Origin of the sequence: Aquimonas voraii (assembly GCF_900101825.1) — a bacterium.
GTDB lineage: Bacteria > Pseudomonadota > Gammaproteobacteria > Xanthomonadales > Xanthomonadaceae > Aquimonas > Aquimonas voraii.
Window position 1 is genome coordinate 684,255 of the sequence record NZ_FNAG01000002.1, and the last position, 23,015, is coordinate 707,269.

General features: G+C 68.6%; 18 protein-coding genes. 15 read left to right on the forward strand and 3 right to left on the reverse strand.

What is annotated here, in order from left to right:
• Window positions 1–322: 322 nt before the first annotated feature.
• Together tldD and BLP83_RS07470 are read left to right on the forward strand one after the other, a co-directional pair.
• Window positions 323–1,771 (forward strand): metalloprotease TldD, encoded by a 1,449-nt coding sequence (tldD, locus tag BLP83_RS07465; RefSeq protein ID WP_091240743.1) that lies wholly within the window; start codon window positions 323–325, stop codon window positions 1,769–1,771.
• Window positions 1,772–1,851: 80 nt separating this feature from the next.
• Entirely contained in the window at window positions 1,852–2,442 is a 591-nt protein-coding gene (locus BLP83_RS07470; protein WP_091240745.1) for a Pycsar system effector family protein, read from the forward strand.
• A 9-nt stretch (window positions 2,443–2,451) separates the two neighbouring features.
• Here BLP83_RS07470 and BLP83_RS07475 read toward each other — a convergent pair whose 3' ends face one another.
• Window positions 2,452–3,285, reverse strand: coding sequence for a DUF7847 domain-containing protein (locus BLP83_RS07475; RefSeq protein ID WP_091240747.1), 834 nt, complete (start codon window positions 3,283–3,285; stop codon window positions 2,452–2,454).
• Between the two features lie 36 nt (window positions 3,286–3,321).
• Here BLP83_RS07475 and prmC point away from each other — a divergent pair, with 36 nt between their 5' ends.
• From prmC to BLP83_RS07525, 10 genes are all read left to right on the forward strand, one after another.
• Window positions 3,322–4,194: a peptide chain release factor N(5)-glutamine methyltransferase gene (gene prmC, locus BLP83_RS07480; RefSeq protein WP_091240750.1), complete on the forward strand. Its 873-nt coding sequence runs from the start codon at window positions 3,322–3,324 to the stop codon at window positions 4,192–4,194.
• A 95-nt stretch (window positions 4,195–4,289) separates the two neighbouring features.
• Entirely contained in the window at window positions 4,290–4,706 is a 417-nt protein-coding gene (locus BLP83_RS07485; RefSeq protein WP_091240752.1) for an organic hydroperoxide resistance protein, read from the forward strand.
• 176 nt (window positions 4,707–4,882) lie between these two features.
• Window positions 4,883–5,974 carry an alkene reductase gene (locus BLP83_RS07490; protein WP_091240755.1) on the forward strand — a complete coding sequence of 364 codons (1,092 nt, stop codon included), beginning with the start codon at window positions 4,883–4,885 and terminating at the stop codon, window positions 5,972–5,974.
• A gap of 10 nt (window positions 5,975–5,984) precedes the next feature.
• On the forward strand, window positions 5,985–6,464 hold the full coding sequence (locus BLP83_RS07495; protein WP_091240758.1) for a MarR family winged helix-turn-helix transcriptional regulator: 480 nt from the start codon (window positions 5,985–5,987) through the stop codon (window positions 6,462–6,464).
• A gap of 106 nt (window positions 6,465–6,570) precedes the next feature.
• Window positions 6,571–7,704: an O-antigen ligase family protein gene (locus BLP83_RS07500; RefSeq protein WP_091240760.1), complete on the forward strand. Its 1,134-nt coding sequence runs from the start codon at window positions 6,571–6,573 to the stop codon at window positions 7,702–7,704.
• Between the two features lie 92 nt (window positions 7,705–7,796).
• The gene (locus BLP83_RS07505; protein ID WP_143006596.1) at window positions 7,797–8,597 is read left to right on the forward strand and encodes a hypothetical protein; all 801 of its coding nucleotides are present in this window, start codon (window positions 7,797–7,799) and stop codon (window positions 8,595–8,597) included.
• 258 nt (window positions 8,598–8,855) lie between these two features.
• Window positions 8,856–9,896, forward strand: coding sequence for a TerC family protein (locus BLP83_RS07510; RefSeq protein ID WP_091240764.1), 1,041 nt, complete (start codon window positions 8,856–8,858; stop codon window positions 9,894–9,896).
• 79 nt (window positions 9,897–9,975) lie between these two features.
• Complete coding sequence (locus BLP83_RS07515) at window positions 9,976–10,398, forward strand: universal stress protein (RefSeq protein WP_091240766.1); 423 nt, start codon at window positions 9,976–9,978, stop codon at window positions 10,396–10,398.
• Between the two features lie 405 nt (window positions 10,399–10,803).
• Window positions 10,804–14,145, forward strand: a complete 3,342-nt coding sequence (locus BLP83_RS07520) for a winged helix-turn-helix domain-containing protein (RefSeq protein ID WP_091240769.1) — start codon at window positions 10,804–10,806, stop codon at window positions 14,143–14,145.
• The gene (locus tag BLP83_RS07525; RefSeq protein ID WP_091240771.1) at window positions 14,142–14,528 is read left to right on the forward strand and encodes a hypothetical protein; all 387 of its coding nucleotides are present in this window, start codon (window positions 14,142–14,144) and stop codon (window positions 14,526–14,528) included. Before BLP83_RS07520 ends, BLP83_RS07525 begins: the two co-directional genes overlap by 4 nt.
• Window positions 14,529–14,762: 234 nt before the next feature.
• Here the strand turns inward: BLP83_RS07525 and BLP83_RS07530 are convergent, their stop codons facing one another.
• On the reverse strand, window positions 14,763–16,262 hold the full coding sequence (locus BLP83_RS07530) for a CYTH and CHAD domain-containing protein (protein WP_091240774.1): 1,500 nt from the start codon (window positions 16,260–16,262) through the stop codon (window positions 14,763–14,765).
• Between the two features lie 126 nt (window positions 16,263–16,388).
• Between BLP83_RS07530 and BLP83_RS07535 the strand changes: the two genes are divergently transcribed.
• The 3 genes from BLP83_RS07535 to BLP83_RS07545 all read left to right on the forward strand — a co-directional run bounded on the left by BLP83_RS07535 (window position 16,389) and on the right by BLP83_RS07545 (window position 21,020).
• Entirely contained in the window at window positions 16,389–17,564 is a 1,176-nt protein-coding gene (locus tag BLP83_RS07535; RefSeq protein ID WP_091240776.1) for a cation diffusion facilitator family transporter, read from the forward strand.
• A gap of 60 nt (window positions 17,565–17,624) precedes the next feature.
• Window positions 17,625–18,041 (forward strand): YbaN family protein, encoded by a 417-nt coding sequence (locus BLP83_RS07540; RefSeq protein WP_091240941.1) that lies wholly within the window; start codon window positions 17,625–17,627, stop codon window positions 18,039–18,041.
• 255 nt (window positions 18,042–18,296) lie between these two features.
• The gene (locus BLP83_RS07545) at window positions 18,297–21,020 is read left to right on the forward strand and encodes a bifunctional acetate--CoA ligase family protein/GNAT family N-acetyltransferase (protein WP_091240778.1); all 2,724 of its coding nucleotides are present in this window, start codon (window positions 18,297–18,299) and stop codon (window positions 21,018–21,020) included.
• Between the two features lie 63 nt (window positions 21,021–21,083).
• Here BLP83_RS07545 and BLP83_RS07550 read toward each other — a convergent pair whose 3' ends face one another.
• Window positions 21,084–22,937 (reverse strand): 5'-nucleotidase C-terminal domain-containing protein, encoded by a 1,854-nt coding sequence (locus BLP83_RS07550; protein WP_091240781.1) that lies wholly within the window; start codon window positions 22,935–22,937, stop codon window positions 21,084–21,086.
• Between the last annotated feature and the right edge of the window lie 78 nt (window positions 22,938–23,015).

Genomic DNA, 23,015 nt, shown 5'->3' on the forward strand with positions numbered 1-23,015 from the left:
GTCTTGCCGACGGGGGGCTCCCCGGCTTGCCCGGACAGCGCTTCGATACTTCTGGGCAGCGACCGCGGGATCTGCCCTGCGGATCCATCGGTGGGCGCCGACGCTGGATGGCGAGCCGGGGAGCATGCTAGCGCTCCACATTCTCTTCACACGGCTCGCGGCCTCGCGTGTTTGATCCACGCGGGGAGAAGCGATCGGCGTGGACCGCATCGACGCGCCCGGATCAGGCCCATCGCCCGCGGCTGCTTGCCCTGCTCCGAATTCGCAGGCGGGCGATGTCTCCGCGAAGCTTGCGCGTTCACGCGCGCGCCGCCATCCTGCGTTGATGACCAACGCACTCGCACTCGCTGAATCCCGCCTGCTGGCCCCTGCCGGCATCGAAGCCCAGCAGCTGGAACACGTCTTCGCCCGCCTCATGAGCCCGGGCATCGATTTCGCTGACCTGTATTTCCAGAACAGCCGCCACGAGAGCTGGGTCCTGGAGGATGGCATCGTCAAGGAAGGTGCCCACAGCATCGAACAGGGCGTGGGCCTGCGCGCCATCAGCGGTGAGAAGACCGGCTTCGCCTACTCCGACGAGATCAGGCTGCCTTCGCTGCTGGAGGCCGCGGGTGCGGCCCGCGCCATCGCCCGCGCGGGGCAGGAGGGCACCGCGCGTCCGCTCACCCAGCATCACGGCCGCAGCCTGTACGCGCCGGTCGACCCGATCGACAGCCTCGACAGCGAGTCGAAGGTGCGCCTGCTGAGAGAGGTCGACGCCTTCGTCCGCAGCGCCGATGCTCGGGTGCGCCAGGTGATCGTGAGCCTGGTCGGCGTGGTCGACACCGTGCTGGTCGCGCGCTCGGACGGCATCCTCGCCGGCGACGTGCGTCCGCTGGTGCGCTGCAATGTGCAGGTGATCGTCGAGCACAACGGTCGCCGTGAGCAGGGCTATGCCGGTGGCGGCGGTCGTGTCAGCTACCCCGAACTGCTGCAGAGCGGCCGCGCGCTGGACTTTGCCCGCGAAGCCCTGCGCCAGGCGCTGGTCAATCTCGAAGCGATCGATGCGCCGGCCGGCAGCATGCCGGTGGTGCTCGGTCCCGGCTGGCCGGGCGTGCTGCTGCACGAGGCCGTGGGCCATGGGCTGGAGGGCGATTTCAACCGCAAGGGCACCAGCACCTACGCCGGCCGCATGGGCGAGCAGGTGGCATCGAGTCTGTGCACGATCGTCGATGACGGCACCCTCGACGGCCGTCGCGGCTCGCTCAACGTTGACGACGAGGGCTGCGCCACCCAGTGCACCACCCTGATCGAGAACGGCCGTCTGGTCGGCTACATGCAGGACAGCCTCAATGCACGTCTGATGGGCGTGGCGCCCACCGGCAACGGCCGCCGCGAGAGCTTCGCCCACCTGCCGATGCCGCGCATGACCAACACCTACATGCGCGCGGGCGAGAGCGACCCGGAAGAGATCATCCGCTCGGTCAAGCGCGGCCTGTATGCGCCGAACTTCGGCGGCGGCCAGGTCGACATCACCTCGGGCAAGTTCGTGTTCTCGGCCAGCGAGGCCTACCTGATCGAGGACGGCCGCATCACCGCGCCGGTCAAGGGTGCCACCCTGATCGGCAATGGTCCGGAGGCGATGAGCCGGGTCAGCATGGTCGGCAACGACCTGAAGCTCGATGCTGGCGTCGGCATCTGCGGCAAGGACGGCCAGAGCGTGCCGGTCGGCGTCGGCCAGCCCACGCTGAAGATCGAGTCGATGACTGTCGGCGGCACGCGCGCCGGCTGAAGCGCCGGAGTGATACGGCCCGGCGGCGCTTTGCGTAAAGTGGCGATCCTCACTCGCCACGCGCGCCGCGCCGACCTCGCATGAGCACCGAGACACGCACCGATGAGCCCTCCAGCGGCACCGAGCGCAATGCATTCGATGCCTTCCAGTCGGTGCCCGAGCGCAACACGGCGGACGTGATCCTGCGCACCGCGCAGCAGCATCATGTGCAGCTCTCGACCATGGCCGACATGAAGGCCAACATCCTGCTGACGGTGTCTTCGATCGTCTTGACGCTCAGCGTCTCGCGGCTCAGCGACCCGGAGCTGCGCCTGGCCATGGCCGTGCTCGCCGGCTTCACCCTGTTCGCGCTGTTCCTGGCCGTGCTGGCGGTGCTGCCCAAGTACCGGCCGATCCGCCTGAAGGACCCCGAAGCGCCGCTGCCGCCGGGCTTCAACCTGCTGTTCTTCGGGCATTTCGCCGAGCTCTCGCGCGAACGCTTCGAGCGCGAGATCGCCAGCCACATGCAGGGGCAGGGCAACATCTACCGGACCATGGCGCGCGACTTGTACGGACTGGGCTTCTACCTCTCGCGCTTCAAGTACCGCTACCTGCGCCTGTCCTACCTGTTCTTCCTGAGTGGATTCGTGCTTTCCAGCCTGATCCAGGGCGTGCAGCTGCTGCGCCATTGAGGGCGCGCCTCAGGACTGCTGCGGCGCCAGAACCTCGCGATAGGCGCAGACCAGGCAGGCGTGCAGCATCGGGCCGCCCAGTGCTGCGGTCAGAAGCCCAGCGAGGGTGCCGATCAAGGACGCCGCCGCGCTGCCGGTCACGATCGCGAGGGTAAGCGGCACGGCCAGCGCGGCCGTCGCGGCGACGCCGTAGATCGTGAGCGGTATCGACAGGAACACCAGCAGCCGCCACCACTGGCCTTCGGCGATCCGGCGACTACGCTGCAGGCCGCGCAGCGGGCCCAGTCCGTCGACAGCCGCGGCATAGGGAAGGAATACCAGCCGCACCGCGATCCAGGCGATGGGCAGCAGCACCAGGGTGCTGCCGGCCACGCTCAGCGCCAGCATCGGCAGCAGGTCCATGCCCTGCAGTCCCAGCCAGGCATTGAAGCCGAGCAGGGGCAACAGCGGCAGGCCGCACAGCAGCAGATAGAGCACGGTCGAGAGCAGCAGCACGGGCAGCCTGAGCGTCGACCGCAGCAGCGCATTCGCGAACCCGAGGGGCTCTTCGCGCAGGCTTCGATCCAGCAGCAGGCACTGCGCGCCCGCCGACCACAGCGTGACGAGCGCGCTGAAGCCCCACCACAGCCAGGTCTCCCTCTGCAGCAGCTTCTCGACCACAGCGAGGCTGATGACCTCCGGATCCGCCAGCAGCTCGGCCAGGCCGGGCAGGGTGATCATCCGATGCAGCGAGGGCAGGGCGGCGAGCAGCGCCAACGGTGCCGTCCACGGCAGGGCGCTCCACCACAGGCGGAAGCTGCGGTCGAGCAGGTGCGAAAGGGTGTCGATGCGGGGCGCGCTCATGCGCGGATGATGCCCCAGCTCTGCGACACTGCACGCATGAGCAGCGATGCATCCAAGGCGCCCGCGGGCGCAGTCGACGTGCGCAGCCTGCTGCGCGAGGCGAGACAGCAACTGTCGGGCGAGGAAGCCGCGCGCGAGGCTGAGCTGCTGCTGATGCACGCGATAGGAGTGTCCCGCGCCTGGTTGTTCGCGCATTCGGAGGATGTCGTCGCCGAGGCCCAGGTGCTGCAATATCGCGCTCTGGTGAGGCAGCGCGCGCAGGGGCAGCCGGTGGCCTACCTGCTGGGTCAGCGCGAGTTCTTCGGCCTGAGCCTGCGGGTCAGCCCTGCCACCCTGATTCCCCGATCGGAGACCGAGCTGCTGGTTGAGCTGGCCCTGCAGCGCCTGCCGCGTCGCGCGGGCCTGCGGGTGCTGGATCTTGGCACCGGCAGTGGCGCGATCGCACTGGCCGTGGCGCAGGCCCGACCCGAGCTTGAGGTCTGCGCCAGCGATGCCAGCAGCGAGGCGCTCGCGGTGGCGCGGACGAATGCCGATGCCCTCGGTCTTGCGCGGGTGCGTTTTGCGCAGGGCAGCTGGTGGGCGCCGTGGGCGGGTCAGCGCTTCGACCTCGTCCTCAGCAACCCGCCCTATATCGAGGACGCCGATCCGCACCTCGACCAGGGCGACCTGCGCTTCGAGCCGCGCAGCGCACTGGCCTCGGGGGAGGATGGTTTCGACGACATCCGCAACATCATCGCCGGCGCCAGCGCCCACCTTAGGGACGGCGGCTGGCTGCTGTTCGAGCATGGCCATGCGCAGGGCGAGGGCGCTCGCGCACTGCTGCAGGCGGCGGGATTCAGCGATGTGGCGACCTGGCAGGATCTTGAAGCGCGCGATCGCGTGTCCGGTGGGCGCTGGCTGCAGGCCTGAGCGCCGCCGCCTTCACTTGAGCGCGACAATTAAGAGATTGCAATTGAATTGTGTGCAATTCAATATGGCGCTCCCACCACCGCAGGAGACTCCGCATGACCCCGATGTACACCGCACGCGCCACCGCTGTGGGCGGCCGCGAAGGCCGCGTCAGCTCGGACGATGGCTTCATCGACCAGCAGCTGCAGCTGCCGCCCGGACTCGGCGGCAAGGGCGGCGCCACCAACCCTGAGCAGCTGTTCGCCGCCGGCTATGCGGCCTGTTTCGAGGGTGCCCTGCGTCTCGTCGCGCGCACCCGCGGCATCGCCATCAGCAGCGCCAAGATCGAGGCCGAGGTGGATATCGGCAAGGACGAAACCAGCTTCGGTCTGGCGGTGCGCCTGCACGCCCAGGTGGGTGGTGTCGATGGCGCGACCGCGCAAGCGCTGGCCGACGGTGCGCACGAGGTCTGCCCGTACTCCAAGGCGACCCGCGGCAACATCCCGGTCACGGTGCGCGGCAGCGCGGCCTGAGTCCCGCAATGCGATCGGGGCTGCGCATCGCGCATGAGCCCAGCCGCAGCGAACCCGGCGACGGGACCGCTGAGGCAGGGTTGCCGGCGGGACTCCCTCCACTGAGCACGTGACGCTCACCCGCAGCTCGGCACCCTGCGCGCCCCGCGCACGACACGTACTTTCCAAGGACATCCATGAGCACGAACACCTCCCCCCTGTTCGCCCCCTTCAAGCTCGGCAGCCTCGAGCTCGCCAACCGCTTCGTCATGGCGCCGCTGACCCGCAATCGCGCCGGTGCCGGCCGCACGCCCACCGACCTCACCGTCGAGTACTACCGGCAGCGCGCCAGCGCCGGCCTCATCATCACCGAGGCCAGCCAGATCTCGCCGATGGGCCAGGGCTACCTGGACACTCCGGGCATCTACTCGCCCGAGCAGATCGCCGGCTGGAAGCGCGTCACCGAGGCCGTGCACGCGGCGGGTGGCCGCATCTTCATCCAGCTCTGGCACGTCGGCCGCATCTCGCACAGCTCGCTGCTGCCGAACGGCGCGGCACCGGTCGCGCCTTCGGCGATCACCGCCAAGAGCAAGACCTTCACCACTGAAGGCTTCGTCGATGTGTCGGCGCCGCGAGCGATGAGCTTGGACGACATCCGGGCCACCGTCGCCGACTACGCCCAGGCCGCACGCAATGCCATCGCAGCGGGCTTCGACGGCGTCGAAGTCCACGCCGCCAACGGCTACCTGATCGACCAGTTCCTGCGCGAGTCCAGCAACCATCGGGATGATGCCTACGGCGGCAGCATCGAGAACCGCACGCGCTTTCTTGCCGAGGTCATGGATGCGGTGGTCGACGCGATCGGCGCCGAGCGCGTCGGCGTGCGCTTCTCGCCGGTCTCGCCCTTCAATGACGTCAGCGACACACAGCCGCAGGCCCTGTTCGAGCGCGCGATCGAGCGCGTCGGCGCACATGCGCTGGCCTATGTGCACATGATCGAGGGCGCCACCGGCGGCGATCGCGAGATCGACCCGGGCTTCGACTTCGCCGCGCTGCGCGCAAAGTTCCGAGGGCCGTGGATGGTCAACAACGGCTATGACCTGGCACTGGCCGAAGCGCGTCTCGCCAGTGGTGCCGCCGATCTGTTCTGCTTCGGTCGGCCCTTCATCAGCAACCCGGATCTCGTGCGCCGCCTGCGCGAGGGCCGCGAGTTGAATGCGCTGGACGCCGCCACCCTGTACGGCGGTGGCGCCCAAGGCTATACCGACTACCCCTTCCTGCCCGACTGAACCGAGCGACATGCCCGCCGCCAAGTCCAAACATCAAGCCCAGGCCTGCGCGGCGGGCGCGTCGAACCCGCTGCATCTCGACCAGCAGCTCTGTTTTGCGCTGTATGCGGCCAGCAACCGCATCCAGCGCCTGTACCGCCCGTTGCTGGAGCCGCTGGGTCTGACCTACCCGCAGTATCTGGTGATGCTGGTGCTGTGGCAGCACGGACGGCGCAGCGTGGGCGAGCTGGGTGAGGCCCTGCATCTCGACTCCGGCACGCTGACGCCTCTGCTGAAGCGGCTGGAGGCGGCGGGGCTCGTTGTTCGAAAACGCTGCAGCGAGGATGAGCGGCGCGTGTTCGTCGATCTCAGCGCCGAGGGCAGGGCCCTGCGCGCGCGGGCCCAAGGGGTGCCTGCGCGCCTGGCATGTTCCACTTCGCTCGATGCAGGTCGCCTCGCATCGCTTCGCGACGAGGTAAGGCAGCTTCTGGACGCGTTGCAATCCGGCTGAACCGGCCCGCGCGCCTGCTCTTCCGCTGGGGCGCGGCCCTCGCTGGCTCTGCGACAATGCGGCGATCGCCCGCAGCCGCGGGCCGTGGGGTTCCGGGGCAGGCCCAATGAGGTTCTCGATCGTGCTGCAGATGCCTTGGGCGACCGCCGGCTGGGGGGCGTTCGTTGTGCTGCATGCGCATGCTGCCTCGATGACGCTGGCGCTGCCCGCCCTGCTGCTCGGACTGTGCCTCGCCGGCCTGCTCGGTCAGGTCGATCTGGCGCGGGCTCCGAGCGCGCTCGAATTTGGTGTGGCCGGTTTCGGCGTCGTCTGGCTGCTCGCCGCGGTGCTGGCGGATGTGCCGGAGCGCGCGCTCGCGCTCTCTGTGCCTACGCTCATCGCCGTGGTCTGCGCGATAGTTCTGCCGCGTGCCGAAGAGTCGAGGCCCGGGGTGGCATTCAAGATCAGCGTCGGCGTGCTGACGGCGCTCGGACTCCACGCCTGTCTTGCCATCGTCCTGCGCTTGCCCGAGCCCCACCCCGAACGCCTGGTCGAGCTGGCAGCCATTCCATGGCTGGTGGTCCCCAACGATCTTGCATGGCTGGGTTGCCTTTGGCCTCTGTGGTGGCGCTGGTCGCGATCGGCGTCGCGCCCGACGGCGGGCCTGCTCGTGGTGCTCGGTCTCAGTGTGCTGCTGGTGCTGGCCTTGCTGGTCCTGCAGTCCCGGCTCGGCATGCTTGTGCTGGCGGTCGCGGTCGCGCTCGAACTCATGGGCCGCCGTCACCGCCTTGCTGCGGGCTTCGCGTTCGCAGCTGTCGTGCTTGCCTTGCTCCTCGCAAGCCTGACGGGCAAGGGGCTGGCCAGCGGTGGGGCGCGCCTACAGCTGTGGCAGGCGGCATGGGCCCTGTTTGAGGCGAATCCGTGGCTGGGCGTTGGCCCGCATGGTTTCGTCATGGCCTATCCGGAGGTGCTGCAGGGTGCGAGCCTGATCGACCCGCGGCTGACGCCGTGGCCGCACAGCCTGCCGCTGGAACTGTTGTGTTCCGGAGGGCTGCTGCTCGGGCTTGTCAGCGTGATTGTCTGCATATTAAGGTTCCGCGCGCCGTCGGAAGGGATGCCGGCTGCCATGGGGGTTTCCTTCCTGCTTGTGTGCCTGTTCGAGGCCAGCACACTGCGTGTCTGGCTTTGGCTTTGGTGTGTCCTGATGCTCCTGCCGCCGCCTGCGCGGTATACGACGGCGCCAATGCGCCGGAATGACTGAATTCTGGGGTTTGGATGTCTGCTCACCTATTGAAAGGCGCGGCACAGCGCCTGTTGTTTGCAGGTTCTCTGGCCAGCCTGGGCTGGATCGCCATGGATGCACCCGCGTGGGCCGAAGCCCTGAAGCTCGAAGGCTACTACTCTGACTTCAGCCTGCAGCTTGAAGTCGAGCCACAGGTGGTCGTGGCGGGACGCGTGGCGAGCACTCGATCAACCGTCGCCAGCCTCGGGCCCTCGGCCGCCTCCGACGTGGTGCTGACCCTGCGCGAAGATGCGGATATCGGCCTGCAGACCGACGGCGCCTGTTCACGGACCGGGTTCCAGACCGTGCGCTGCAGGCTTGGAGCGCTGCAGCCGGGCCAGGAGTTGCAGACGCTTCAGCTGCCGCTGCTGTCGGACCCGGATGCGCGCGGACTGCGCCTGCTCTCGGGTTACGTGGATTCCGAGAATCCGGCCACCGCGGATGGCCCCGCGCTGCATATCGATGCGACGTGGCTGAGCCTCGTGGGCGAATTCGACATCGGTGTCCGCCTGCTCGACGACGTGCCGGTGCTGCTGCCTGACGATCATCTGCAATGGACCGTCGAGCTCGACAACCGCGGCCCCAGCAGTCTCATCGATGGCTACCTGGTGCTCTCGACGTCCAACAGCGCGCGCACGCAGTGCCTCGTCCATGGCAATGCGGCCTGCCCCGACTCCATCGGACGGGTCTACCTCGCACCCGGTTCGAGAGTCGAACTGCAGGTGGAGATCCCGCGCAGCGAGCTGGAGGGCAGCCCCATCAACTTCGCTGTCGGGGCCCTCGCCATGGAGGGCGTACGGATCGGGTCCCGCCCCATGTTCGTGAGCCTGCAGTACGCGTCCTCGCTGTACCGCAACGGGTTCGAGAACTGAGCAGGGCCGCGCGGGTCCTACGGGTATTCGTCTGAGCTGGACAAGCCCTCGTCTGGCGGCGCGAGTCAGTTCGCGCCGCTTTCACAGGTGATTCACTTTCGCGCGATGAGACTCCGCGAGCGACTGCGGGCCCCTCTGGTCATGTGCAATGCATGGCGATGTCGGAGTCGTGAACCGATGCTCAGGCCCGCCGTACGGATCCTCCACGCCTCACCGCGAGGCCGGGCATCGAAACTACGATCGCCTTCGGAGTGACTCATGGAACTGTTGACCGGCCTCTGGCTCGGTATGCCCGTGTGGGTGTGGCTTGCGTTTCTTGGCGCTGTTCTCGCCATCCTCGTGTTCGACCTCGGTGTCCTGCACAAGGAAGCGCATGAGATCGACGTCAAGGAAAGCCTGTGGATGTCGGCGCTGTACATCGGACTCGGCCTGCTGTGGGCCGTGGCCGTGTGGTTCATCTACTACGAATACGGCAGCGCGAAGGCGATCGACCCACAGATCGCCAGCCTGCCGACCAACGAGGCCAAGGCCTGGGAAGCGGTGAAGCTCTACCTGACCGGCTATCTGGTCGAAAAGGCGCTGGCGATGGACAACGTCTTCGTCATCTCGATGATCTTCACCTACTTCGCCGTGCCGCGGATCTACCAGCACCGCGTGCTGTTCTGGGGCATCCTCGGCGTCATCGTGCTGCGCGCGCTCATGATCGGCCTGGGCGCCGCCCTGGTGATGAACTTCTCGTGGATCCTGTACGTGTTCGCGGTGATCCTGATCGCCACCGGCGTCAAGATGCTGCGGTCGCTCGACGACGAGCCGGACATCGCCAACAACCGCATCCTGGGTTTCCTGAAGAAGCGCATGCGCCTCACGCAGGAGCTGCATGGCGAGCGCTTCTTCGTGAAGCAGGCCGGTTCCGGCGGCAAGCTGCTGTGGTTCGCCACGCCGCTGTTCCTGTGTCTGGTGCTGGTTGAGATCGCCGACGTCGTCTTCGCGATCGACTCGGTGCCGGCGATCTTTGCGATCACGCCCGACCCCTTCATCGTCTACACCTCCAACATCTTCGCCATCCTCGGCCTGCGCGCTCTGTACTTCGCGCTGGCGGCGATGGTGCACCGCTTCCACTACCTGAAGTACGCGCTGGCCTTCGTGCTGATCTTCATCGGCTCGAAAATCTTCGTCGGCGATTGGCTGTTCGGAGGCAAGGTGCCGGCGGAAATCAGCCTGGGCGTCACCTTCGGCCTGCTGCTGGGCGGGGTTGTCTATTCGCTCTGGAAGTCGCGTGACCAGGCCAATCCGGCCTGAAGAACGTCCGCGCGATCCCTGTGGCCGCGCCGTCCAGTGGGCGGCGCGGCCACTCAACTCCATCGAGGAAGCTGAAACCATGCGAATTCTTGTTGCCATCGACGGCAGCCACTACGGCGATGCCGCACTCGCGCATGCGCTGGAACTGAATGCGCGCTTGAACCAGCCCGCCGACATCACCCTGATCCACGTGGCGCTGTCGGCGCCGCCGCGTGCGGCCAGCGCCGTGGGCGGCGAGATCCTGCACAGCTACTACCAGCAGGAGCACGACGCGGCTCTGGCCAAAGCACGCGAAACCCTCAAGGCCGCCCAGCTTGGGGTCACCGAGATCACCTCCGTTGGCGCGCCCGGGCGGCAGATCGCCGAGCACGCCAACGCCGGCGCCTTCGACCTGGTGGTCATGGGTTCGCACGGGCACGGTGCTTTGACTGGTCTGCTGCTGGGCAGCACGGTCAGCGCCGTGCTCTCGCTGACCAAGGTGCCGCTGCTGATCGTGCGCTGATCCGCGATGTGCGGTCCGCGAGGCTTGGGCCCATGCGCGCTCGGCAGCGGGTGCCTGGTCCGGGAGCGCGCAAGCCCCTCAACGTAGCAGATCGGCAGGAGGCCCTGTCGTGGATGGCCGGGCGAACCGCTCGGCCATCCGGAGGAGCAGCGCGAATCCTATTGGCGGCTCGTGCCGTTGGTGGGTAGCCGGTGCCCGCACTGTTGCAGTGCATGTGCTTTGGCGGGCAAGGCCAGCTCGACTTGGAAGGCGGTGTTCTCCACGGGGCGAGCGGCCAGGCCGGCACTGCAGGCCGCACACCTGTCAGATTCGCCAGCTATCGGAGCAGGTGGTGCTGCACTAGCCTTTGCGCTTCGTTCTGGACTCTGACGGTCGTGGCGGGCGCAGCCCGATGAGCTTCTCGCAATGAGCAGTCGCAGCGATCGTCCCAGCGCGCTGGCCGCTGCCACCCGATTCCATCTTGCGGATCTCTGCGTGGAACCGCAGCGCCTGCGGGTGTTGCGCGAGGCGCATACGATCACCCTGGAGCCGCGACAGATGGAGGTGCTGGTCGCGCTCTGCGAGCAGGCGGGAGAAGTGGTCAGCGCCGAGCAGCTGCTGATCGACGTCTGGCACGGCAGCTTCTACGGCGACAATCCGGTCCACAAATGCATCGCCCAGCTGCGCCAGCGCCTGGGCGATGACAGTCGTCAGCCGCGCTACATCCAGACCATCCGCAAGCGAGGCTACCGACTGCTCGCCCCGGTGACGCTGCCGGAGGGCGGCCTGCCGCGGCCGGCGCTGCTGCAGGACTGGTCGGGCGATTCGCCTTATGTCGGTCTGCAGGCTTTCGAGAGCAGGCATGCCCCGGTGTTCTTCGGGCGCAGCGCGGCCACCGCCGAGGTGCTGCAGGCGCTGCGCCGACAGGTGGATGTGCAGCGCCGGCTGGTTCTGCTTTCGGGTTCGAGCGGCTGTGGGAAGTCCTCGCTGGTGTCGGCCGGCGTGCTTCCGCTGCTGACTCAAGCGGGTGGCTTCCAGGGGCTCCGGGCCGAATCGGTTGCGCGCTGCGATCTCGGCCGCTGTCGTGGCGGCGACCTGCTGCAGAAGCTCGCCGAGTCGCTTTGCCAGTGGAGCCTGTGCGGTCGCCCGGTGTTCCTCGCCTCCGAGCAGGCTGAAGTGATGGCAGACCTGCGTAGTGGCGGTGGATTCGTCGCGCGCCGCCTGCAGGATGCGTGGGCGCGCCGGGGCGAACGCCGCGGCGAGGGCTCCGAACGGACGATTCTGCTGCTGGTGGTCGATCACGCCGAGGCGGCCGTCGCCACGCCCGGCATGCGCGCCCAGGATCGCGCCGACCTCGGGCGCGCGCTGCAGCAGCTGTGCGGTCTTGAGCGGATGGCCGTGCTCGCGGTCACGCGCAGCGATTTCTTTCCGCGTTTGGTCGAGTGCGTCCCGCAGCTGGTCGATCTGAAGGGCCAGGGGGGGCATGTCGACCTGCTGCCCCCGCGCGCCAGCGAGATCGCGCGGATCATCCGCTGGCCCGCGGCCATGGCGGGACTGCGTTTCGAGGAAGAGGCCGCCAGCGGCAGTCGGCTGGATGACGTGCTGCGCGATGCCGCGATGCTGCAGCCGGACGCTTTGCCGCTGCTGCAGCACTGCCTGAATCGGCTGTACGAGGGCCGCAGCGAGGGCGGGCTGCTCGGCTTCCAGTGCTACCGCGGCTTTGGCGGTCTTGAGGGCGCCTTGGCACATCGCGCCGAGGAGGTCTTCCTCGCACTACCGGAGGCCGCCCGTGCTCAGCTCGATGCCGTCCTGCGAGGCGTGGTGGTGATGCAGGCCGACAGCGATGCGGTGACGGCGCGCGCGCTGCCGCGCGAGGAGCTGACTTCGCCACACGCCGTGGAGCTGGTGGACGCGCTGGTCCGGGCTCGCCTGTTCGTCGCTGAACTGCATCAAGGCGAGGCCGTGCTGCGCGTGGCTCACGAGGCCCTTCTGCGACAGTGGCCGAGGGTCGTGGCCTGGATCGCCGAGAACCGCGGCCTGCTGCAGGGTCGCAACCGGCTTCAGCGAGCAGCGCAGCACTGGGCCCGGGAGCAGCGTCGCGACGACCATCTGCTGAATCCCGGGCGCCCGCTGGAAGAAGCGCGCGATGTCGCGCGGCGCCTGCCGCGCGCTCTGTCGAAGCTGGAGTGGGCCTTTCTCCGTGCGTCCGAAGCTTCAAGCCGACGCGGTCGCCGGGTGCGCTGGGTGGGCATGGCCTCGCTGCTGGTGGTCGCCTGCTTCGCGGTGGCGTCGGCATGGCAGGCGCAGCGTGCCCAGGAACGCGCTGAGCAGCGCAGGGAGCAGGCGAAGGAGCTGGTGGGCTTTCTGCTGGGTGAGGTTGCAGACAGCCTGCGCGCGTCCGGCAGTCTCACCCTCCTGGAGGGCGTGAGCGGGGTGGCGCTCAACTACCTGGAGGGCTTGCCGCAGTCGGAGATGCGCCTGCGCGAATCGATCGTCCATGCGCAGGCGCTGCGCACGGTGGGCGAGGTGCTGTTCGGCCAGGCGCGATTCGAAGAGGCCGGTCTGGCCTTCGTCCGCGCGGAAACTGCCATCGGTCGGGCGCTTGCGATGGACTCCGGCTCGCGCGAGGCACACCGCGAGTCCGGCACGGTGGCTTACTGGCGGGGCTATCTCGCCTATCGGGAGCGTCGCTTCGAGGAGACGCGCCGCCACTGGGAGGCCTATTTCAGTACCGCCGAGCGCCTCGTGGCGCTCGACCCTGGCGACGAAGGCGCCCTGCTTGAGTTGTCCTATGCACTCAACAATCTGGGCAGCCTGGCGCACCGTCAGCGGCGCATCGAGGATGCTCTGGCTCTGTTCGCGCGCGCGGTCGACTTGAAGCGTGACCTGGTGGCGCGCAAGCCCAGGCAGGCTTCGCTGCAGTTCGAACTTGTCGACAGCTTGTCCTGGCTGAGCACTTCGCAGGAATCCGCGGGCCAGTTTGAATCGGCAGCACTGGGCTATGCAGAGCAGATTGCGACCCTGCGCGCGCTGCTGGGGCAGGATCCAGGCGCCGATGCCTGGCGACGGCGACTGGCCACGGCGCTGCTGCGCCAGTCCCAGCTCGCGCTCGACACCGGACATACCGACCTGGCGCGCGCGGCGGTCGACGAAAGCGAGTCCCTGCTGCTGGCGCTCACGCAAGCCCGGCCCGAGAACCAGATATGGAGACGCGATCTTGCCCATGCGCAGACACACGCCGCCTGGGTGATGCAATTGGCGGGACAGGCCGCCGAGGCCTCAGGGCGCTTGAACGGCGCGCGGGCAACCCTCGCACCGCTGATGCAGGTCGACAGCGCTTTGCCGGAGTGGCGCCTGCTGGACGCGGTCATCCAGCTGCGCCTTGCCCAACTGCAAGCCCCCGAGGCCGGGCTGCAGGCAGGCAAGCCCGCCGTGGCGGAGCTTGAAGCCTTCCACGCGCGGTATCCCGAGGATCTGCAGGCCGCCGTCATGCTGGCCGAGGCTCTGCTCTGGCGCGGCGACACTCAGCAGGCGCTGCAGGCGGCCGCTGCAGCAAGCGATTGGCTTCGCGCCCGCGCACTCCTGGCTGATGCCGCACCGAGCTCCCGCGACCGGCGACTGCTCGATGTGTGGGTGCGCCTGCATTCGCGACTCGGTCGCGAGAACGAGGCGACGGCCGCGCTGGCTTGGCTGCACGGCATCGGCTACCGCCAGCCGGATTTCATCAGGTTCCACCCCCAACCACTCCATATGGGAGCTGCGCAATGAGCGAGAAGGTCGTCGAGGTCGAATTCACCATCGCCTACGTTGGATTCGGCGGCAATGCCGGGCAGGGCGAGTATTTCTACAGTGTCCGGCCGGATCTGGTGACCTTCGGCAAGGGCCAGAGTCCGGTCACGGTGGCTTACAAGCTCGCCGACCACATGGACGGCCATTTCAGGATCCTCGATGTGCTCTCGACCGATGCGCAGCAACAGATCAGCGACATCGAGGTCAAGGCGGATGGACGTCGAATCCAGATGCGCAACGCCAATACCGTGAAGTCGCTGATCCTGTTCTCGGTGCTGGTCAAGGACGAGAAGCGCAACCGCTACATCAACTGCGATCCGCAGATGGCCAACGATCCCGAGATCGATCTGATCCAGGGCTGAGCAACATCGGTCCTTGGCGTGGAGCGAAACGCGCCTGGCTCTTGGTCAGGCGCGTCTTGCAGCGGTGGGACTGCCGCCACCGCGGCGAAGGCCTGCTGACCTGCCGGTCGGCAAGACCTGCGTTGCCGCTGTGGGCCAGAGCGCCCGGCGCGGGTTCTTGGCTTCACAAACCCCGCCGGCGCTTCCAACGTGGCTTCGTGGCCGATCGGGCAAACATGCCGGTCTGGGACGGCTTCACCAGAAGCGACGGGCCCGCTCGAATTCGGCCCAGGCTGCAGGCAGTGCGGCGCGCGCGGCTTCAGTGCGGGCTGCAGCGTAGCCCTCGAGCGCGCCGCGGGCGAATGCATCGATGCCTTCAAGGCTGGCGACTCGCTGGTGGGCGACAGCGGCGTCGTTGAAATCGCCGAGCAGCTGCTGGAGTGCGCTGAGGTGGCGGACGTAGCGTCGCAGGGCGCGTTCGCCGAACACACTGCCCAGCACGTCGCAGGCATAGCGCAGTTTCTTCACTTCGATGCGCAGGCCGTGCAGGCTTTCGATGCAGTCCGGGTTGTGCTTGGCGTGGATGCGGCGCACCCGCCGTGCGGCCTTGCGCAGGCGTTCATGCGCGAAGTCGAGCAGGCTGGGCACCGCCTCGCCCGCCGGCAGCGCGAGCTCAGCGATCAGCTGTCCCAGGGCCAGCTTTAGGTCCGTGTAGTCACGCGCGGCCAGACATTCGCGCACGGCGACCTGTGCGGCCAGTCGCTGCACGCGCACGGCCTGGGCCAAAGGCTCCAGCGCTTCCGCCCGCGTCATCGCGCCGCGCAGACGGGGCAGGGTTTGGGTGCAGAGCACGTCCCAGTCGCGGCAGGCCCCGAGGGCTTGGCCAAGCCCACGAAGGCGTGGCTTCAGCGCCTCGATCTCACCCAGCGTCAGCAGCGGGCTGAACAGTCGCAGCAGGGCGCGCAGGCGGCGCAGCGCAACCCGTGCCTGATGCAGGAATTCAGGGTCGTGCGCGGCGATGACGCCTGCCTCGTTGGCTTCGAGCTGCTCAAGCGCGGAGGCCAGCAGGGCGGCGCAGGCGTGCGGGGCCGGCGACGCGCCGTCGAGCTGCACCGCACTTGCCTTGACCGGGGCGGGTTCAACTGGCGCCAGCAGGGCGAAGCCGCGCTGCGCCTTGCTGCGGTTGTCTAGCGTCAAAGGCTCCAGCCGCAGCAGTTCTCGGGCCAGCGCATACAGCTCGCCCGGCGCGCCCGATTTCAGCTCGATCTCGACCTCGCTGATCGGATCGACACGGCCCTGGGCGCGGATCTCGCCGAGGTCGAAGGCCAGTTCCGCGCCGCCGCCTTCCTCCAGGTTCACGTCGAAGCGGGTGCGGCGAAACGCAGTGGTAAACAGCGGTTTCAGCTCGCCATCGCGATAGGGCGCCAGCAGCTCGGCCACGCCCTCCAGCGCGCACAGCGCATCGAGATCGATGCGGCCGCCGGGGGCGGGGGTTTCGAATTCGCCGCGGGCGTGCAGGCCTGCCTGGCTGCTGCCGCGGGTCTTGAGGGTCTGCACCCAGCTGCGGCCGCGCTTGCGCAGGCGCAGGGCGAGCCCGGCTCGCGTCAGATCCAGTGCCGGCGTGTCGAAGTAGGTGCTGTCCAGGGTTTCGCTGCGCGCAGGACTGCGGGCGATGCCCTGCAGGGCGGGAGAGCGCTGCAGGCGCTTGAGACTTGCGGGGTCGAGGGCGAGCTTCAGTTCGATTTCGACACTCACGCGCAGCTCGGAACGGCCAGGGACGTCGGAGCATAGCAGCGGGCTTCCGGGCCCGGGTTACAGCGCTCAAGGCGGAGGCTGCAGCGGCAAGGCACAATCCGGGGCGGTCCATCGACGGCGTCCGCCATGCCCGAATCCCCGCCTGCCGCGCATCTCGATCACAGCAAGCACTCCCGGCACCCTTCTTCGGGCCAGGCGGCGCTGCTCAGCCCCTTCGAGGACGAGCACCACCACGACCACGGTGCGCGCTTCCTGCATGACCCCAGGCGGGTGGGGCGGCTGCGTTTCGCCTTCCTGCTGACCTTGGTCACCATGGTGGCCGAGGCCGTCGGCGGAGTGATCTCCGGATCGCTGGCCCTGATCGCCGATGCCGGCCACATGGCGGTCGATTCGATGGCCCTGCTGTTCGCCTTCCTCGGTGCGCGCTTCGCGCGGCGTCCGGCCGACCATCGCCGCAGCTTCGGCTATGCGCGCCTCGAAGTGCTGGTCGGCTACACCAACGCGCTGCTGCAGCTGGCGCTGGTGGCCTGGATCGCCTCCGAGGCGGTGCAGCGCCTGTTCGCGCCGCAGCCCATCCAGTCCCTGACCATGCTGGTGATCGCCTTTGTCGGCTTGATCGTCAACCTGATCGTGCTGAAGGTACTGGGCGGCCACGACCATGACGACCTCAACGCCGCGGGTGCCTACCTGCACGTGCTGGGCGACCTGCTGGGCTCGGTGGCAGCGATCACCGCGGCGCTGCTGGTCTGGAGTTTCGGCTGGCTGTGGGCGGATGCGGTCGTTTCTCTGCTGGTGGGCGCGCTGCTGCTGCATGCCTCGATCAGCTTGATGCGGCGATCGGCTCACATCCTGCTGGAGGGCGTGCCGGAGGATCTCGATCTCCAGCAGATCCCGCAGGCGGTCGAGTCGCGGGTGCCCGCGGTGCGCGATGTGCACCACGTGCATGTCTGGCAGCTCACCGGCGGCAGCCGCGTGGCAACTCTGCACGCCGTGCTTGCGCCAGGGCAGGATCCGGATGCGGCGATCCGCGCTGTGCGTGCCGCCCTGCATCAGGACTTCGCCATCGACCATGTCACCGTGCAGCTGGACGGCGTGGTTTGCGCGCAGGCGGACTGCAGGCATGCGCATGAACCGATGCAGCGCGGCCCCGTCCATACGCATTCGCACGACCACGACCACGACCACAACCACGACGATGGCCATGGCCATGGCCACGATGGCGGCCACCCTTCAAGCCAGGTCCACGATGCTGGCAGGGCGCACGCTGATCGGCAGCCTGGCTGCGACGGCCGTGGGCACTGAGGTCGCGCGGGCCGCGACAGGCTGTGCCGCGCCCGGCACACGCCCTGCATGGCCCTGCGCATGTCCCCGGTCACCCCACCCGTGAGCGAGCCGCAGGAGGCGCCCATCGCGCCTGGCCACAGCCGCTGGCTCTGGTGGCTGGCGGCGTGGTGTGCCTTCGTGCTCGGTCTCATCGGCGTGGCGCTGCCGGGCCTGCCGACCGTGCCCTTCATGCTGCTCGCGGCCTTTTGTGCCGCGCGTGGTTCACCGCGGCTGAGGGCCTGGCTGCTGGCGCATGCGCAGTTCGGCCCCTTCATCCGCGATTGGGAGCGTGAGGGCGCGGTCAGCCGGCGCGCCAAGCGCATGGCTTCGATCATGATGCTGCTGTGCTCGGCCGTGCTGGCCCTGGTCGCCACGTGGATCGGTTGGCTATTGGCCACGCTCTGCATGGCGACCGTCGCGCTCTGGCTGTGGCGTCGACCCGAGCCCGCTGGGTGAGGCAAGACTGCTCAGATCGATCGTGGCCAAGATCAGTAGTCACAAGTTCGTCCTCGGTCCTGGCGTGGCTTCTCTGTGCGACAACGCTGACCTCTTCAGCGTTCTCCTGGCGCATCCCGGCCGCGGCCTTGTGTTGCGCTGCGTCAAATCGGCGTCATGCCGGGCGCGGCACACTGCCACTCGCGGGCCGCGCCCTGCTGCGCGCGTCTGTTCCCGTCCAGAGCAAACGAGTCAGCCTGTGAAAGGAAGCAAGCCATGAGTCGCGAAGCGTTGGATGCCCTGTTCAAGCCCGCTTCGATCGCCGTGATCGGCGCCAGCACAAAGCCGCAGAGCCTCGGGCGGGTGATCGCCCGCAACCTGCGTGCGGGTGGCTTTACCGGGCCCTTGGACGTGGTCAGCCCCAAGTACCCGCGCATTGACGGCATCCGCACCGCGCGCAGCATCGCTGAGTTGGAACCTGTGCCCGAACTGGTGGTGGTGACCGTGCCGCCCGAGCTCGTGCCCGGCGTGCTCGACGAGGCAGGAAGGGCAGGGGTCAAGGCCGCTGTGGTGATCACCGCCGGCCTCGGCCAGGGGCCGGGCTCGCTGCGCGAGAAGGCGGCGAAGACCGCGCGCCGGCACGGCCTGCGGCTGGTCGGGCCGAACTGCCTTGGCATCCTGAGCCCGCCGGCCTGCGTCAATGCAAGTTTTGCCGCTGCCCCCGCGCTGCCTGGCGATCTGGCGCTGCTGGCGCAGTCGGGTGCGGTGGTGACCACCGTGGTCGAGTGGGCCAACCAGCGTGGCATCGGCTTCTCGGGCATTGTCTCGCTCGGCGACATGGCCGATGTCGATGTGGGCGAACTGCTCGACTACTTCGCCACCGACCCCGGAACGCGGGCCATCCTGATCTACATGGAGTCGGTGCGCGATGTGCGCCGCTTCATGTCGGCCGCGCGCACCGCCGCGCGCGCCAAGCCGGTGATCGTGGTCAAGGCGGGCCGCCACGAGGCGGGCGCGCGCGCGGCAGCCTCCCATACCGGCGCACTCGCTGGCAGCGATGCGGTCTTCGATGCAGCCTTCCGCCGGGCCGGCGTGCTGCGCGTCGCTGACATGGAGGAGCTGTTCGCCGCCGCCAACACGCTGTCGATCCTCAAGCCCACCAGCGGCAAGCGACTGGCCATCCTCACCAACGGCGGCGGCGTCGGCATTCTTGCCATCGATCGTCTGGTCGATCTCGACGGCGTGGCGGCCGAGCTCTCGGAGGACACGCTGAAGCGCCTCGATGCCGTGCTGCCTACGACCTGGTCGCACAGCAATCCGGTCGACATCGTCGGCGACGCCGGCGTGCAGCGCTACACCGATGCCTTGGACATCCTGATGGATGCCCCCGAGGTCGACGCGGTGTTTGTGGTGCACGTGCCGACCGCGCTGGCGGCGCCGGTCGAGGTGGCGGAGGGCGTGGCCCGCCACATGCGCGCACGCCGCGAGCGCGAAGGCAGCTACGCTCCGGGCAAGCCGGTGCTGGCCTGCTGGCTGGCGCAGGAACAGCAGGCGCGCACGCACCTGCAGGCGGCCGGCATTCCCACCTACCGCACCCTGACCGGCGCGGTGCGCGGCTTCGTGCATCTGACCGAATACGCCGAGGCGCAACGCCAGCTGCTGGCGACGCCGCCCTCGCTGCCGGCCGACTTCCAACCCGATGCCCAGCGTGCGCGCAAGGCGCTGGCGCAGGCACCGGGCACGGGGCGGCGCTGGCTGCCGGCCGCCGCCGTGCACGACCTGCTGGCCGCCTATGGCATTGCCAGCCTGCCCATGGTCATCGCCGCGGACGCCAGCACTGCCGCGCAGGCCGCTCGACCTTGGATCGAGGCCGGCCAGCGCGCCGTGCTGAAGATCGTTTCGCCCGACATCCCCCACAAGTCGGATGTCGGTGGCGTCGCCTTGAACATCGAGACGGTCGAGGCGGTGCAGCGCGAGGCGGCTGCCATGCTCGATCGCGTGCGCGCGCTGCGCCCCGAGGCGCGTATCGATGGCCTGCTGGTGCAGCCGATGGTCGAGCGGGCCTATGCGCGTGAGCTGATCGCCGGTATCGCCGACGACGCGCTGTTCGGCCCGGTGATCCTGTTCGGCGCGGGAGGCGTATCGGTCGAGGTGGAGAAGGACACCGCGCTGGGCCTGCCGCCGTTGCACCTCAACCTGGCGCATGACCTCATCAACCGCACGCGCGTCTCGCGGCGGCTAAACGCCTACCGCAATCTGCCGGCAGCCAACCGCGAGGCCGCCGCGCTGACGCTGGTGAAGCTCTCGCAGCTCGCCGCCGACCTGCCGGAGGTGCGCGAACTCGACATCAACCCGCTGCTGGTCGATGAGCACGGCGCCATCGCGCTGGACGCGCGCGTGCTGGTCGATGACTTCGACCCGGACTCCTGCCCGCGCGCACCCTGCGGCAACCCGCGCTTCGCCATCGCCCCCTATCCCAAGGAATGGGAAGGCGACCTGCGCACCCATGGCGGGCGGGTTTTTCATGTGCGGCCGGTGCGCCCGGAGGACGAGGAGCGCCTGCGCCGCTTCTTCGCCGCGGTCAGTGCGGACGACCTGCGCCAGCGCTATTTCTCGCCGGTCAAGCAGATCAGCCAGGCCTTCATTGCCCGTCTCACCCAGATCGACTACGCCCGAGTGATCGTGCTGCTCGCCGTCGATGCGGGTGATGAGGTGCTGGGCGTGGCCCAGGTGCACGCCGACCCGGAACTGGAGGAGGGCGAGTACGCGATCCTGCTGCGCTCGGACCTGAAAGGGCAGGGCCTCGGCTGGGCGCTGATGCAGCGCCTGATCGAGGTGGCCAAGGGAATCGGGCTCAGGCAGATCACCGGCCAGGTGCTGCGCGACAACACCAGCATGCTCGACATGTGCCGGCAGCTGGGTTTCAGCATTGCGCCCGACCCCGAGGATGCCTCCATCGCGCTGGTGCAATTGCCGGTGGCAGAGCCCAGGGCGCCGTAGGGCGGCGGCGAGGGTGGACCCTGGCCCGCCCTAGGTGCTCAAAGCGCTGGGCCTGCGCCCGTCTCAGCGCTGCGGGTAGACCACCGACTGCGTGCTCATCTCCTCGGACTTGGGTCGCGAAAGGTCGCCGCCGCCCTTCGCATAGTCGGCCAGCGCCTGCGCGTAGTGCAGGTAGGTCGGCTCGCGGCGCTCGGCGCCGATCCGGCCGAAGGTTTCAAAGCCGTCGCGTCCTGTAGCGATGTAATCGTTGGTGATGACGCGGTAGGTGCGTTCGGGCTCGATCGGCCGCCACGCGCCGTCGATCTGCACCTCGATACGGCTGACCCGGCCCTGCTCGCGCGTGCGGGTGAGGTCGACGTGCCAGCGCAGTCCGGCAGCGTAGGGCCAGGCGCCGCTGTTGCTGCCGACGTTGGCGAGGAAGTGCGCGTACGCGTCCTCCAGCACCGAATGGATCTCGCTGCCGGTCATCAGCAGGCGATCGAGCATGTTCTTGAAGGGCAGGGCGAGGTAGGCGTCGCCGATGGTCAGCGCGCCTTCCGCAATACCGTTGCGAACGCCGCCGCCGTTCTGCAGGGCGATGTCGGCGCCACCGAAGCGCTGGCCCTGCGACAGGAAGGCCCGCGCGACGACCTGCTGCACATGGCCGCCGTGCAGGTCGGTCGCTTCGGCGCAGCCGGGCGCGCCGTCACGGCTGCGGTCGAAGGGCCCCGGCGCGCGCCGCAGGCACAGGCGCTGCGGCACCTGGCCCACGACCTCGGTGCTGAACTGCTCGATCTGGTCCTGGTAGACCTTGAGCACGGCAGCGGAGGCGGGCTGCGGGCGGGCGATGCGCACCAGCGGATGCGCGCTCAGTGCGGCCAACAGGCGCTCGCGCTCGGCGCCCTCGATCGGCGTGTCGCCGCGGCGCAGATCCTCGCCGACCAGCAGCTGCGGCTTGCCGCCGCAGTCCAGCACGCGGCCTTCGGGATCGAAGCGGACGTCGAGCTGGCCGACCACCCAGGTGTACTGCCAGGCTTGGATGATGCAGACCGGATCGCCCTCGCTGTTGGCGAGACGCGTGGGGTAGTCGCCGCCCGGCGCCAGTCCGAGCGCGCGGTAGCCCTCGCCCAGCAGGGTGTGCGAATCGGCGCCAACAATGACGTCGACGCCGCGCAGTTTGCCGGCGAGGTCGAGGTCGTTGCGGTAGCCGATGTGGGTGAGCAGGACGATATGGCGGATGCCCTGCGCGGCCAGCAGGTCGATCTGCGTCTGCGCGGTGCCGAGTTCGTCGGCGAACTGCGTGCCCTCGTCGGGGCTGGAGGAGCTCTTGGTCTTGCCAGCAATGTCGATGCCGATGATGCCGATGCGCTCGCCGCCGCGCTCCAGCACCACGTGCGGACGGATGTAGTCGTGTTGCGCCTTCGGCGCAAGCGGCGACAGACCCACGGTCGGCTGCACGTTGGCACCGAGCACCGGCGTGTCGCAGCGCGCGCTGTCCTTGCGCAGGTAGTCGATGAAGCGGGCGAGGCCGATGTCGCCGGTGTCGAACTCATGGTTGCCGACCACGAAGGCATCGAAGCAGACGGAGTTCATCAGGTCGGCATCGGCCTCGCCCTGGAACAGGGTGAAGTAGAGATCGCCGGTGATGGCGTCGCCGGCGTGCAGCTTGAGCACGTTCGGGTGATCCTCGGCCAGCGCTTCGATGGCCTCGGCCACCGCCGGGAAGCCGCCGAAGCTGAGCTGCACCGACTCGCCCTCGATCACCAGTGCATTGCCCGGATCGGGCGCCAGCCGCGAATGGTGGTCGTTGATGTGCAGGATGCGCAGCTCCAGCCCTTGCCTCGCGGCCGCTGCCGGCTGCGGGCGGCTGGCGCAGCCGCCGAGCGCGAGCAGCAGGGGCAGGAAGAGCGGGGCGGCTGTGCGTGCGAGGCTGGCCATTCGGAGGGCACCGGTCGACAACAGGAAGCCGCCAAGCCTAAACCTGCTGCCGCGGGCTGGCGAGTCGGACCATGGAGA

Coding starts and splice junctions, on each gene's coding strand:
- BLP83_RS07470 (WP_091240745.1), top strand. CDS start 1,852: ATGAGCACCGAGACACGCACCGATGAGCCCTCCAGCGGCACCGAGCGC.
- BLP83_RS07475 (WP_091240747.1), bottom strand. CDS start 3,285: ATGAGCGCGCCCCGCATCGACACCCTTTCGCACCTGCTCGACCGCAGC.
- prmC (WP_091240750.1), top strand. CDS start 3,322: ATGAGCAGCGATGCATCCAAGGCGCCCGCGGGCGCAGTCGACGTGCGC.
- BLP83_RS07485 (WP_091240752.1), top strand. CDS start 4,290: ATGACCCCGATGTACACCGCACGCGCCACCGCTGTGGGCGGCCGCGAA.
- BLP83_RS07490 (WP_091240755.1), top strand. CDS start 4,883: ATGAGCACGAACACCTCCCCCCTGTTCGCCCCCTTCAAGCTCGGCAGC.
- BLP83_RS07495 (WP_091240758.1), top strand. CDS start 5,985: ATGCCCGCCGCCAAGTCCAAACATCAAGCCCAGGCCTGCGCGGCGGGC.
- BLP83_RS07500 (WP_091240760.1), top strand. CDS start 6,571: ATGAGGTTCTCGATCGTGCTGCAGATGCCTTGGGCGACCGCCGGCTGG.
- BLP83_RS07505 (WP_143006596.1), top strand. CDS start 7,797: ATGGATGCACCCGCGTGGGCCGAAGCCCTGAAGCTCGAAGGCTACTAC.
- BLP83_RS07510 (WP_091240764.1), top strand. CDS start 8,856: ATGGAACTGTTGACCGGCCTCTGGCTCGGTATGCCCGTGTGGGTGTGG.
- BLP83_RS07515 (WP_091240766.1), top strand. CDS start 9,976: ATGCGAATTCTTGTTGCCATCGACGGCAGCCACTACGGCGATGCCGCA.
- BLP83_RS07520 (WP_091240769.1), top strand. CDS start 10,804: ATGAGCAGTCGCAGCGATCGTCCCAGCGCGCTGGCCGCTGCCACCCGA.
- BLP83_RS07525 (WP_091240771.1), top strand. CDS start 14,142: ATGAGCGAGAAGGTCGTCGAGGTCGAATTCACCATCGCCTACGTTGGA.
- BLP83_RS07535 (WP_091240776.1), top strand. CDS start 16,389: ATGCCCGAATCCCCGCCTGCCGCGCATCTCGATCACAGCAAGCACTCC.
- BLP83_RS07540 (WP_091240941.1), top strand. CDS start 17,625: ATGTCCCCGGTCACCCCACCCGTGAGCGAGCCGCAGGAGGCGCCCATC.
- BLP83_RS07545 (WP_091240778.1), top strand. CDS start 18,297: ATGAGTCGCGAAGCGTTGGATGCCCTGTTCAAGCCCGCTTCGATCGCC.
- BLP83_RS07550 (WP_091240781.1), bottom strand. CDS start 22,937: ATGGCCAGCCTCGCACGCACAGCCGCCCCGCTCTTCCTGCCCCTGCTG.